The organism is Rheinheimera sp. 4Y26 (assembly GCF_025245835.1).
GTDB lineage: Bacteria > Pseudomonadota > Gammaproteobacteria > Enterobacterales > Alteromonadaceae > Pararheinheimera.
This window is the reverse complement of record NZ_JAOBWS010000003.1, coordinates 245,958-258,503: the sequence shown is the minus strand read 5'-3', so window position 1 is coordinate 258,503 and position 12,546 is coordinate 245,958. Positions and strand designations below refer to the sequence as shown.

Here is a 12,546-nt window from a genome sequence, read left to right as displayed (position 1 = left end):
GTTGAAACGCTAATACTGCAGGCTAAACAGCAGCTCACTCAGATCCGGTTGCCAGCGGTAGTGGGCACACACCCGTTGACCCTGAAATACCACCCCTTCTTCCAGCAATAAACTGCGTTGTAACAGCGCATCGGCAGTGCCGGGGGCAAAAGCCAGGGTTAAATTGCTGCGCAGTACTCTGTGCCAGGGCAGGGGCTCTGGGCTTAAGCCCAGCGCTTTGCCCACCAGTCGGGCCCGGCCGGGTAAGCCGGCTAAATCGGCAATCTGACCATAACTTGCCACTTTTCCCGGCGGAATTGCCAACACTGTTTGCCATATTTGCCGGTAATAAGCAGACGACATCCATCACCTCTTGTCTTACAATAACGGCCTTTAGCATGCCAGAAGCGGAAATAAAGATGAAGTTGATTGAAAAACCAGAACCGCCGGGAAGTAACGAATGTTGTGGTAGTGGCAGTTGTTGTCCTTGTGTCTGGGACTATTACCGCGAGCAGCTGGCACTGTGGCAACAACAACAAGCCAGTTTGCAAAGTCCAGAGCAGGCGGCAGAAAAAACTGCAGAGCAAGCTGTACCACAAAATGCAGCACAACAAGATATTCAGGCAGCACAAAGCCCGGCAAAATAACAGTCAAAGCCCGTTGCGGTAAAAAATCGGGCCTGTTATTGCCATCAACTGCCTTGAATTGACTGCTTGATGCAATTCTACAGATTCTGTCTCATAGCTGCTATGGCAGGCAAGCCCAGCCAGATGGCGGTTTTCGCCAAGTTTCCATTTGTTGATTCCGTGTTATAGTACGGCGCCTGTGTTACGGCTGAGCCTTGTGCGCGGCTGCCGGACAAATTTTGGCAACCCATAACTAAAAATATCGATACCCCAGGATTTATATGACGACTTCAACTCCAGCACTGGCCAGTCAGCGCCAGTGGTTTGGCCATCCGGTAGGCCTTTATGTGTGTTTTTTTACCGAAATGTGGGAGCGTTTTGCTTTCTACGGTTTAAAAGCCCTGCTGTTTTTATATCTGACCAAACACCACTTATTCTCTGACAGCGACGGTTATTTATTGCTTGGCACCTATGCCGGTTTAGCTTATGCACTGCCGGTGGTCGGCGGTTTACTGGCAGATAAATATCTGGGCATGCGTAAAGCCGTCACTTTTGGTGGTGCTTTGATGGCGGTGGGCATGCTGGGGATGGCTTATCGCGGTCATGCCGCCACAGTGGAAGCAGGGCAAGACGCAGTTGCAGTGCAAATTATGTATTTGTCGCTGGCGCTGGTGGCTGTAGGTGTGGGCTTTTTAAAACCTAATATCTCGACTATTGTCGGCCGTTTATACAGTGACACAGATCCACGCCGTGACTCGGCTTTTACGCTGTTTTATATGGGCATCAATTTAGGTGCTTTTGCCTCCAGTTTATTTGTCGGATGGATAGGTGAAGCCTACGGCTGGGAATATGGTTTTGGCTCTGCCGGCATAGGTTTATTGCTGGGTTTAGTGGTGTTCAGTACTCAGAAAAAACATTTACATGGCCAGGCTGAACCACTGCAACCTGAACTGTTAAACCAGAAAGTCTGGGGCCTGGGGCGGGAAAAACTGATTTATCTGCTGGCTATTGCCGGTGTGTTGGTGGTGCAGCAAATTTTGCAAATCCGTTTTGACTTTGGTGCACTGGCCGCAGTGCTTGGGCTTGCCGAAGGTTCACATATTACTGCCACTGAAGTGGTGGCTATTGCACTGACCATCGCACTTTTAGTCTGGTGGTTTAAGTTTATTTTTGTCGAATGTAGTGCGCTGGAGCGCGCCAACATGATAGTGCTGATGGTGCTGATTGCCATTTCAGCGGTGTTCTGGGGTTTATACGAGCAAACTTATGGCACCTGGCTGGCCTATTCAGACCGGGTGATGAATAGCCACACTTTTAACTTTGGTTTATTTGATTTTACGCCAAACGCAGCTCAGCTGACTTCAGTGGGTGCTTTGTTTATTTTCCTGCTGGCGATTCCATTTGCCTGGCTCTGGCCTGTACTGGATCGTAAAGGCTGGAACCCGTCAGCCCCTGCGAAGTTTGCCTTAGGTTTATTGTTTGCTGGCCTTGCCCATTTTGTCTTGCAGTATGCAGCGCTGAATCCACAGGACAACGGCCTGGCTGGTTTCTGGTGGTTTATTCTGGCGTATCTGGTGCTGGAAATTGGTGAAATGGCACTGTCTCCAATTGGTTTATCGGCGGTCACTGCTTTGTCGGTAGCAAGGGTGGTCAGTCTGATGATGGGCGTCTGGTTCCTGGCTTCAGCTTTTGGTGAAATGATTGCCGGCCGTTTTGGTACCCTGGCTGCAATGCCACAGGGTACTCCGGTGCCGGATGCTCTGGCCATTTATGCCGATGTATTTGCCACTTTAGGCTGGATTGGTGTGGGCTCAGCTGTGCTGATGTTTGCATTAACGCCGCTGCTGAACCGGCAAATCAGCAAAGCAACTGCGCAGCATCAGTTAGAACAGGCAGCAAATAGCTCTGGCTCAGCCGCTTCGGAAAAACTGGCCTGACACCAAGGGGCAAAACCAAGCCGGTGCAGAATGCGCCGGCTTTGTTGTCTCTGCCCTGGAGTTAAATGGTTGTTTAACGGTCGTTTTAAAGCGCAGTTTGACCGCAACTTGCTGCCGGTCGGCACGCAAAATCGTTACTCTGCACCATCACATCATTAGCAAAATAATACGAAGGGACGTATGAAATATTCTCTGTTAGGCAGCGCACTGCTTGTTGCCCTTACCACAACTTCCGCCATCGCCGATGAAGGCCAGTGGCAGGTGCATCAGTTAGCCGATTTACAGCCACAACTCAGTGCCAAAGGGATCCGGTTGCCGGCCAGCCAACTGGCTGATTTGTCACAATATCCGATGAATGCCATTGTCAGCCTGGGCTATTGTTCTGCCTCTTTTGTTTCTGACAAAGGCCTGGTGATCACTAACCATCATTGTGCATATGGTGCTATTCAGCACAACTCCACAGCACAAAACAACCTGATCGCCAATGGTTTCCTTGCCAAAGAGCTTGCATCAGAGTTACCGGCCGGCCCGCAGGAAAGGTTGTATATCACTGAACAGGTGCTGGATGTCACAGCGCAGGTTTCAGGTGGACTTGCCAAAGAGGCTGGTGCGCTGGAACGTTATGAAGCTATTGAAAATAATCGCAAAAAGCTGATTAAAGAATGTGAAAGTGATGCCAACTACCGCTGTAATGTGGTGAGTTTTCACCATGGCATGGAATATTTCCTGATCAAACAGCTGATGTTGCAGGACGTGCGCCTGGTGTATGCACCGCCTGAGTCTGTTGGCAATTTTGGCGGCGATATCGACAACTACGAGTACCCGCGCCATACCGGTGATTTTGCCTTTTTACGCGGTTATGTCGGCAAAGACGGTAAACCAGCACCTTATGCCGTGGATAACGTGCCTTATCAGCCAAAAAGCCATTTAACCATTAATGCCAGCGGCGTGCGCGCCGGTGACGGCATTTTACTGGCCGGTTATCCGGGCCAGACCAGCCGTTACCGTCTGGCTGAAGAAATTGCCTTTGCTGCCAGCTGGCAGTACCCGCAAAGTATCGCCACTTATCAGCAAATGATTGGCACCATTGAAAAAATGGGCGCAGCCAATGCCGATTTCCAGGTGAAATATGCCTCAGTGGTGAAAAGCCATCACAACAGAATGAAAAAACTCAAAGGATTGCTGGATGGTTTTAAAGCCACTGATATTTATGGCATTAAACAGCAGCAACAACAGGCGCTGGCGGCCTGGATTGCTGCGGATGACAGCCGTGCGCCTTATCAGCAAGCCCTGACAGAGCTTGCTGCAGTGGTCAAAGCCGAGCAGGACTTTGTGAAACAAACCTATTATTTTGACAACGCCAAACGCAGTGATTTGTTAAAAGCGGCCAGTGATTTATATCGCCTGTCGGTTGAGCAGCAAAAGCCGGATGCACAGCGTGATATTGGTTATCAGGACCGCGATTTAAAAATGTTTGAAGGCCGGTTAAAACGGCTGGAAAAAAGTTTTGCCAAAGAAGTGGATTTAGCGCTTTGGACAGAGCAATTAGCAGTGTATCTGGCGCAACCTAATGAGCTTCGGGTAGAAGCGCTGGATAAAGCGCTGGGGCTGGACGCTGCGACCGATATGGCAGCTTTAACGGCCAAACTGCAAAGCTGGTATCAGCAAAGCAGCCTGAGCACCAACGAAGGGCGTTTAAGCTGGCTTGGCAAAACGCCGGCAGATTTTGCCGCGAGTGACGACCCTTTTATCAAAGCCGCTGTGGCTTTGTTTGATGTCAGCATGGCCTTTGAAAAACAGCAAAAACAGCTGGCAGGGCAGATGTCTTTAGTGCGTCCGGCTTATATGCAGGCCATTATTGCCTATAACAAAGCGCAGGGACGGCCGGTGTATCCGGATGCCAACAGCACACTGCGGGTGACTTATGGCACTGTTGACGGTTATCCGGCGGCAGATGGTGTATACAAAACACCATTTACCACTGTGGCCGGTATGCTGGCCAAACAAAAATCAGAAGCACCATTTTTAGTGCCACAAAAGCTGGTCGATGCTTATAAAGCGGAAGCATATCAGGGTTATTATTATGCTGACCTCGCGGCACAGCCTGCCAAACACTGGTGGTGTGCCATGGTCACTTGTGAGGCACCGCCGGCATTGCCAATTAATTCAGTGCCGCTGAATTTCCTGTCAAGCGCCGATACCACAGGTGGTAACTCAGGCTCAGCCGTGATGAACGCCGATGGGGAACTGGTGGGGCTTAATTTTGACTCTACTTACGAGTCTATCAGCAAAGACTGGTATTTTAATCCGGCCATTACCCGCGCTATCCATGTGGATATCCGTTATGTGTTGTGGCTGATGCAATATGTAGATAAAGCCGATAATTTATTAGCTGAAATGGATATTAAAACCACCAAGCCTGAATAAAGCCTTCAGCATGCTCTGAAACTTTACAGACCACAAAGCCCGGTTTTGCCGGGCTTTGTTTTTTTAGACTGTAGCTTCAGAAGCTGTCGTTTTATAACTTTGCCAGTTACAAAATCATCGAGGCTTTGGGATTTAATAAAGATAAAATCGACAGCCCTTCCAAACTGGCAAAAGCACGGGCTTCATCCAAATCTTTGCGGCTTAAGCCCAGGCTCTGGGCCAAAGGTAAATCAACTAAATCGGCAAATTCGAACTGACCGGCGGCGGCATTTAATAAGGCTAGTCTGGACGCCAGATGTAAAATTTGCACCGGCAGATTGCCGGTTTTCAGTTGCGGAGTATTCAGATAATTGAGCGGTTCAATCAGGTTTTCCGGCAGTTGCCACAGTTTGAGCAAGGCCACACTGCAGTCACTGTAACTAAAACCCAACAGTTCCTGCTGCCTGATCCAGGGCAGAGTGCCACGCTGATAATGGGCACAAATCCGGGCCACTTCAGGTTTCACCGCCACCACCACAAGCTCGCCGATATTATGCAGTAAACCCGACAAATACAGCGGTTCACTTTGCCGCACATTCAGCCTGAGCCCCAGTTGTTTGGCAATCAGCGCACAGTGAATGCTCATTTCCCAGAACCGTTCTAAATCAATCACCTGAGTGGGGGTTTTGCTAAAAGCTTCAGTGGCGCCATAAGCGACCACCAGGTTGTAGACCTGGGTATCACCCAGCAATAACAGCGCTTTGTTCAGCGAGTCCACCTGATTGGGAAAGTTATATAAAGCACTGTTGGCAAGCTTCAGAATACGGGAGGCCAGCGCGGGATCAAGGGCGATCAGTTCAGCAATTTCATCCAGACTACTGACATTGCTATCGATTAAGTCTTTGATTTTAAGGCAGGTTTCCGGTAGTGCAAATACATCACCGACCTGGCGGGCATAGTCAAATGCGCTCACGCTGTCCTCTCCTTTGGGTTTTGATTTTCTATAGTGTCGCTTTAAACCACACTTTTACAAGGCAGACCCGGCTTTTTTTTGCCCGGCTTTGCAGATATTGGGCGTGATGTTAAACCCTTGTAAATTAATCCTTTATCAGCGGCTTGATAGGTTGCTGAGCCAGCTTTTTAGTCTGTGTTCAACAGCACTGAACCCAATATCCGGCTGTTGTGGCCTGGTGTTCCGGCTGTGCGGACGACATAAAAATGACATGGGTATGTCATGTGGCTGTCATCGCAGGCTTTTATGGTAACTGCCTTATTTTTATCAAGTTACTGAGGTATTGTGATGAAACATAACGGAAAAATACGTGGTGCTGTGCTGGCTGTTTTGCTTGGCAGCCTGATGTCGGGTTGTAGTCTGGACGGCAAAGATGGCGACACCGGGCCAGCAGGCGCCACAGGGCCGGCTGGCGCGACCGGACCTGCCGGCAATGCCGGCCAAAATGCACAAAATGGTATTGCGCTCAGTGCCATTGCCCGTTTTAGTACCGGCACTTATGGCGCCGGCGCCGCAGAAATAGTGCAGTTTCATCATGCATCTTCCCGCATTTTTGTGGTGAACGGCGCAGCCAATAAAGTTGAAGTGCTGGATGGCAGCGGCTTAAAAACAGCAGCGCTGAGTGACCCACTGACCGCCAATAACCTCAGCAGTACACCACTTTTGATGCCGGCCACAGTGACAGTACGCAATAGTTTGGATCAGGATGAAACCCTTGCCCTGGGTTTTGCCAACTCTATTGCCATTTGGGGCAACTGGCTGGCCGTTGCAGTGGAGAATAAAATCAAAACTGCGCCAGGCGCTGTGCTGTTTTTTGATATCAGCGCCGCACCTGTATTGCGCCATGCCGTCAAAGTAGGTGCTTTGCCCGATATGCTGACTTTTACCAAAGACGGCAACAAAGTGCTGGTGGCCAATGAAGGTGAACCTGCCGCTGATTATTTGACTGATCCGGAAGGTTCAGTGTCGGTGATTCCTATGTCACAACAGCAACCGGCCTTACAGGCACAACATATTCTGTTTACCGGACTGAACAACCAAAAGGCCCAGCTATCTGCCAAAGGGGTGAAGTTTGCAAGCCCGGCAGCAACCACAGTGGCGCAGGATCTGGAGCCTGAATACATTACTCTCAGTGCCGACGACAAAAAAGCTTATGTGGCATTGCAGGAAAATAACGCGTTGGCCGTGCTGAATTTAACCAATAACACAGTGGAAAAACTGCTGCCGCTTGGCTTTAAAGATCACAGCCAAAACAGAAACACCTTAGATGTCAGTAACAGAGATGGGGTGAATCTGGTCACAGTGCCAAAACTTTATGGCATGTATCAGCCTGATACGCTGGCCAGCTACAGCTGGAATGGCGCCACTTTTATTGTCAGCGCCAACGAAGGGGATGCACGCGATTACCCTGGTTATTCCGAGCAGGCAAGGGTGGCCTCGTTAACCCGCTCGGACAGCCTGCAGCAAAGCCAGGCTGCAATCTATAGCGCAACAGGTTTGGGCCGGCTGAATGTCAGTACAGCCTTTGGCAAAAATGAAGAGGGCAAGTTTGACGCTTTGTACGCTTATGGCGCCCGCTCTTTTAGTATCTGGGATCAAAACGGTATGCAGGTGTTTGACAGTGGCAACGATTTTGAACGGATAACTGCGGCGTTACATGCAGATAAATTTAACTCCAACCATCTGACGGTGGAAGGGGATAACCGCTCTGACGATAAAGGCCCGGAACCGGAAGCTTTGGCCATAGGTCGGGTGGGGGATAGAACCTATGCTTTTATCGGCACTGAGCGTATGAGCAGTGTGTTTATTTACGACATCACGAACCCCTATCAGCCGGTGTTTATCGACTATCTGCTGAACCGGGATTTAAACGCACAATACAGTATTAATGATGATGTACAGCCAGCAGTAGTCAGTGGCAATGTGCAGCAGGCCGGTGACTTAGGTCCTGAATCTATTGTGTTTGTTGAAGCTCAGCACAGCCCGACCAAACAGCCGCTGTTATTGATTGCCAACGAAGTCAGTGGTTCTGTCACAGTGTTTCATATTCAGGTTAAATAAGCCGCCGGTCAGATAATCCACAGTGATAAATAAAGGCCGGTCTAACCGACCGGCCAGTTAAACGCTGCAGCAATCTGCTAGCTGTATTCAGCTTTTGGGCTGTTTTTACTCCTTCAGGACTTTATCGTCGTTTTTTTGTCCTACTCCCGGAAACAGGCCGCAGCTTTGGCTTGAAAAATTTCATCACAACTTGCTAACATAATCTAAATGGCTGCTTTTTATGACATTATTGGCCTTTTTTATGTGCTTGATTGATGGGCTTCATCTATACTCTGCCAATTCCCAGACCAACCTTTACCGGATTTGTTGTTGAACGCGACAGCAGACTGCACTGCTGCGAATTCTTATCAGGGTAAAATTGCCAATTCTTCAGAAGGATACTGTGATTAAGTCTGCATTTGGCTTTTTATTGTTGATATTCAGTACGCTGCTGTGGGCGGACAGCCCGGCGGTGGCTTTGGCCGACAATCCGGCTCAGGCTGACAGCACAGCAACACAACCGCTGGTGGTCGTCCATACTGCAGTTGCTGTACAGAGCCTGACTGCGGCGCAGCTTCGCAGTATTTATTTAAAACGTCAGGTGATTTGGCCTGATGGCTTGCCGGTTCAGGTGTTTGTGTTGCCGCTGCAGTCGGCGGTGCACAAAGAGTTCAGTCAAACCCGATTAAAATTGTTTCCTTATCAGCTGGAGAGGAACTGGCAAAAGCTCACCTTTTCCGGCATTGGTACCCCGCCCACCGAAGTAAGTTCAGCCACGGACATGTTGCGCCTTATTCAGACGACACCAGGCGCTATAGGCTATTTGCCGTTTGATCATGAGACTACAGATGCAAAAGTTATTCAAATCAAGCCATAACGCAGCAGGAGCGCTGCTTGTTGCCCTCGGCCTTTGTCAGGCAACTCCGGTTATTGCCAGTGAAACCTGGCACTGGCATGGTTTTGTTGCCCAAGGCCTGATGCGCTCGGCCGACAGCAATTTTGTCAATAACGACGGTGCTATCAGTGCTGAGCTGACCGAATTTGGTCTTAATTCCACCTGGAAACTCAGTAATACTGTGCGCCTTGCCGGTCAGCTGATGTATCTGGACGGCGGCAACAGATTTCAGCAGGGCGGGCGTATTGATTATCTGTTTTTAAACTGGACCGCAATTAATGACATGGACTGGCAACTGGATTTATACGCCGGCCGTTATAAAAACAATCACTGGTTATATTCCGCCACCCGCGACGTGGCTATTACCAGGCCGCTGATTGTGCTGCCCCAGTCGGTGTATTTTGATGCCTTTCGCGATATTGCCGTAGGTTCAGACGGCCTTGCTGTAACCTCTACCCATAACCTGAATTTTGGCGAGCTGGAGCTGAACTGGAGCCTGGGGGCAACCCCTATTCCTAAAGAGCAAAGCCAGCGGGTGATTAGCACCTTTATTAACGGCAAAACAGAACAGGACTTTGTGCATCAGTTCAGTGTGTTCTTGCGGCCGGCGCAAAGTAAAAGTCAGTGGGGCATCAGTTTACTGGACTCAGATTTTAACTACAGAAGGGTTGCCAACGACATTTTTGCCGACGGCGATTTTACCGTGCAGCGGGTGATGGCCAACTGGCGTTACAGCGAACAGGATTGGGAGCTGTCGAGCGAGGTCTTTCAGGAGCGGGTGTCGGTGTATGGTTTTTACGCACCGGGCACAGAACGCACTCAGTTTGGCTGGGGCGCTTATTTACTTGGCAGTTATAACCTGTCGGCCCAAAGCACTTTGTATCTGAGCCATGACCACTTTTTTGCCAATAAAGACGACAAAAGGGGCTATTTATTGCCACAACAAAGTGGCGGTTTGATCCCGGCTTATTTTGGCTATCAGCGTGATACCGCCCTTGGTTTGAGTCATAACATCCAGCCCAATTTAAGGCTGAAAATGGAGTACCACTGGAATACCGGTACGGGCCGCCTTGGGCCCAATGTGGTGCCTGACACAGTGGTGAATCGCTCGCGGCATCACGAGCTTTGGGCCGTGCAGCTGATGTATTGGTTCTGAGTATGCGGCCATTTTTAAGTCTGCCGTGGAAAATTTTAACCCTGACGCTTGGCGCTTTGTTATTGATGACAGTGGTGCTGACCAGTTTTAGTCTGGTGAAAATGGAGCAGGATTTTCACCTGCAACAGAACAAACAGCTGGAACTGCGACAACAACAATTTAACCATCTGAATTTATTATTAGAAAACCAACTACGCAGCTGGATAGAGTCCTTTACCGATATGGTACAGCTGCGCGCGCAAAACGACTTTTCTACTTTTGCCACTGAGTTGGCCGAACATTATGACGCCATTTCTTTGCATCTGAATGTGGAGAGCATGTGGCTGCTGGATGCCAAACTGCAGCCTTTGTACGCTTCTGTGGCGGAAATTCCTAAACCTGTGCTGACAGTGGCCCGTCAGGTGCTGGCGCTGCAACAACCGCAGTCGGCCACCTTTTGTCGTTTACAGTGCACCAAGCTGGTGATGGTGCCGGTGCAAAATGCCAGTGGTGAGCTGGCGGTGGTGGCTATTTCCACCACTTTGCTCGATGTGCTGGCGTCACTGAAACAAGGGGTTGGTTCTGAAGTGGCGATAGTGCGGATAGAAAGTGCCGAACAAAGCCCGCTGTTTAACTTTAAATTGTTGTCTTTATCTAATCCCGAGCTGATGCGGCCGGTGTTTGCCCAGTTGTCTGAAGCTTTGAGTTTGCAACAGGCGATTAAACGTGGCATTGATGTTGAGCTCAACCAGCAGCAGTACCTGATCAGCCTGTTGCCGCTGCTGACCCAGGATGAAGGTTTTTATCTGGCGATGGTGGACGATATCAGCAAGTTTGCCAAAGCCAAACAGCAGTACCAGCAACAGATCATCTGGTTTGCCTGCTTTAGCTTTTTTTTGCTGGCTATTGTTATTTATATCAGTACCTTAAGATTAAGTCGCCGGTTGTTAAACCTGGCCGCTCAGTTGCCTTTACTGGCGCAGCGTCAGTTCCGCCAGTTCCGCCAGCAAAGCAGCCATGCCCCGCTGATTTTTCAGGACGAAGTGGACGTATTAACCCAGTCGGCGCACCAGCTCAGTGTGGAGCTGGAGCATTTGCATCAGCAAATAGAGCTTAATACCCAGGAGCTGGAAAACATTGCGATGTTTGATTTGCTGACCGGCTTACCCAACCGCAATATGCTGCAGTTTCAGCTGAAAAAAAGTCTGGCAGCGCTGGAGCGGCAGCAAGGTGCTTTGTCGGTGTTGTTTCTGGATTTGGACGATTTTAAAAAAATTAACGACAGCAAAGGCCACGCCGCCGGTGACCAGCTGCTGGTTGAAGCAGCCAGCCGGTTACGGAGCTGTATCCGCAGTGCCGACATTGCCTGTCGTTTTGGCGGCGACGAGTTTGTGCTGGTGTTAACCCAGTCCAATGAGCTCAATTACCCTTATCAGGTGGCTGACCGTATTTTTGAAGCTTTTAAACAACCCATCAGCCTGGGCAATCAGCTGTTTTATATTTCCACCAGTATTGGCATCAGCATGACGGAAGACCCAGACGCTGTACCGGATGAGCTTATTCGCCAGGCCGATATGGCGATGTATGAAGCCAAAGAGCGGGGCGGTAATAATGCGCTGTTGTACGACCAGCAAATGTATCAGCGCCTGGCGCAGCGCCTGGTGCTGGAGCGGGAAATTAAAGATGCCATCAGCCTGCAGCAATTTAGCTTAAGCCTGCAGCCCCAAATTGAGCTGGCAACAGGCCGGCTGGCTGGTTTTGAAGCCCTGCTGCGCTGGCAACATCCAGAGCGTGGCATAGTGACACCTGATGAATTTATCGGCATTTTAGAAAACTCACCACAAATGATTGAGCTGGGTTACTGGGTATTTAAACGCAGTTTTTTCCTGGCCAAAGAGCTGATTAATAAAGGTTATCCGGATATTCGTATTGCCATTAATTTGTCGGCTGAGCAGTTTTTAGACCCACAACTGCCGGAGCTTTTGGCACTGTGGCTGGAAGATTTAAATTTATCGGCCGCCCATTTTGAGCTGGAGCTGACCGAGCGCACCCTGGTAAAAAATATCGAAGCCACCTTAAATGCCATGCGCGCGCTGAAGGCTCAGGGTTTTTATTTTGCCATTGACGATTTTGGTACCGGTTATTCGTCGTTAAGTTACTTAAAACAAATGCCGGTCGACATTATTAAAATTGATAAAAGTTTTGTGTTTGGCATGCTGGAAAACGACGCGGATTATCAAATCATTGTGTCGACCATCGCCATGGTGCAAAAGCTGGAACTGAAAGTAGTGGCCGAAGGGGTAGAAAACCGCGCCCAGCTGCAGCTGCTGCGCCAGCACAGATGCGACTACGCCCAGGGTTATTATTTCGCAAGGCCACTCAATGATGTGCAGCTGCAGGAGTTTTTAACTGATAAAGTGCCGAATGGGTATTTGATGCTGGGGTAGGGGTGGCATATTTGGGCATTATGCTTTTGCCTTTATCTCGTTTTGACCTCTGCAAGTTTCCTGTGATTT

9 protein-coding genes are annotated in these 12,546 nt (G+C 49.6%); 7 read left to right on the top strand and 2 right to left on the bottom strand.

What is annotated here, in order from left to right:
- Positions 1-9 precede the first annotated feature (9 nt).
- Complete coding sequence (locus N3Z11_RS06425) at positions 10-342, bottom strand: MGMT family protein (RefSeq protein WP_260656332.1); 333 nt, start codon at positions 340-342, stop codon at positions 10-12.
- A 56-nt stretch (positions 343-398) separates the two neighbouring features.
- Here N3Z11_RS06425 and N3Z11_RS06420 point away from each other — a divergent pair, with 56 nt between their 5' ends.
- The 3 genes from N3Z11_RS06420 to N3Z11_RS06410 all read left to right on the top strand — a co-directional run bounded on the left by N3Z11_RS06420 (position 399) and on the right by N3Z11_RS06410 (position 4,969).
- Complete coding sequence (locus N3Z11_RS06420; RefSeq protein WP_260656331.1) at positions 399-626, top strand: oxidoreductase-like domain-containing protein; 228 nt, start codon at positions 399-401, stop codon at positions 624-626.
- A gap of 260 nt (positions 627-886) precedes the next feature.
- A complete protein-coding gene (locus N3Z11_RS06415; protein WP_260656330.1) occupies positions 887-2,542 on the top strand; it encodes a peptide MFS transporter in 1,656 nt (551 codons plus the stop codon).
- A gap of 180 nt (positions 2,543-2,722) precedes the next feature.
- On the top strand, positions 2,723-4,969 hold the full coding sequence (locus N3Z11_RS06410; protein WP_260656329.1) for a S46 family peptidase: 2,247 nt from the start codon (positions 2,723-2,725) through the stop codon (positions 4,967-4,969).
- A 106-nt stretch (positions 4,970-5,075) separates the two neighbouring features.
- Here N3Z11_RS06410 and N3Z11_RS06405 read toward each other — a convergent pair whose 3' ends face one another.
- Positions 5,076-5,921 (bottom strand): HDOD domain-containing protein, encoded by an 846-nt coding sequence (locus N3Z11_RS06405; RefSeq protein WP_260656328.1) that lies wholly within the window; start codon positions 5,919-5,921, stop codon positions 5,076-5,078.
- Between the two features lie 327 nt (positions 5,922-6,248).
- On the opposite strand from N3Z11_RS06405, the gene N3Z11_RS06400 reads away from it, so the two are divergent.
- The 4 genes from N3Z11_RS06400 to N3Z11_RS06385 all read left to right on the top strand — a co-directional run bounded on the left by N3Z11_RS06400 (position 6,249) and on the right by N3Z11_RS06385 (position 12,477).
- Positions 6,249-8,021 (top strand): choice-of-anchor I family protein, encoded by a 1,773-nt coding sequence (locus tag N3Z11_RS06400; RefSeq protein WP_260656327.1) that lies wholly within the window; start codon positions 6,249-6,251, stop codon positions 8,019-8,021.
- Between the two features lie 382 nt (positions 8,022-8,403).
- Positions 8,404-8,877, top strand: a complete 474-nt coding sequence (locus tag N3Z11_RS06395; protein ID WP_260656326.1) for a hypothetical protein — start codon at positions 8,404-8,406, stop codon at positions 8,875-8,877.
- Positions 8,849-10,051 (top strand): hypothetical protein, encoded by a 1,203-nt coding sequence (locus N3Z11_RS06390; protein WP_260656325.1) that lies wholly within the window; start codon positions 8,849-8,851, stop codon positions 10,049-10,051. The genes N3Z11_RS06395 and N3Z11_RS06390 overlap by 29 nt, the downstream gene beginning before the upstream one ends.
- 2 nt (positions 10,052-10,053) lie before the next feature.
- Positions 10,054-12,477, top strand: a complete 2,424-nt coding sequence (locus N3Z11_RS06385; protein ID WP_260656324.1) for a putative bifunctional diguanylate cyclase/phosphodiesterase — start codon at positions 10,054-10,056, stop codon at positions 12,475-12,477.
- Positions 12,478-12,546 lie beyond the last annotated feature (69 nt).

What these genes read in the sequence shown, in the direction of transcription:
- N3Z11_RS06425 (WP_260656332.1), bottom strand. Translation starts at nt 342, where the DNA reads ATGTCGTCTGCTTATTACCGGCAAATATGGCAAACAGTGTTGGCAATT.
- N3Z11_RS06420 (WP_260656331.1), top strand. Translation starts at nt 399, where the DNA reads ATGAAGTTGATTGAAAAACCAGAACCGCCGGGAAGTAACGAATGTTGT.
- N3Z11_RS06415 (WP_260656330.1), top strand. Translation starts at nt 887, where the DNA reads ATGACGACTTCAACTCCAGCACTGGCCAGTCAGCGCCAGTGGTTTGGC.
- N3Z11_RS06410 (WP_260656329.1), top strand. Translation starts at nt 2,723, where the DNA reads ATGAAATATTCTCTGTTAGGCAGCGCACTGCTTGTTGCCCTTACCACA.
- N3Z11_RS06400 (WP_260656327.1), top strand. Translation starts at nt 6,249, where the DNA reads ATGAAACATAACGGAAAAATACGTGGTGCTGTGCTGGCTGTTTTGCTT.
- N3Z11_RS06390 (WP_260656325.1), top strand. Translation starts at nt 8,849, where the DNA reads ATGCAAAAGTTATTCAAATCAAGCCATAACGCAGCAGGAGCGCTGCTT.
- N3Z11_RS06385 (WP_260656324.1), top strand. Translation starts at nt 10,054, where the DNA reads ATGCGGCCATTTTTAAGTCTGCCGTGGAAAATTTTAACCCTGACGCTT.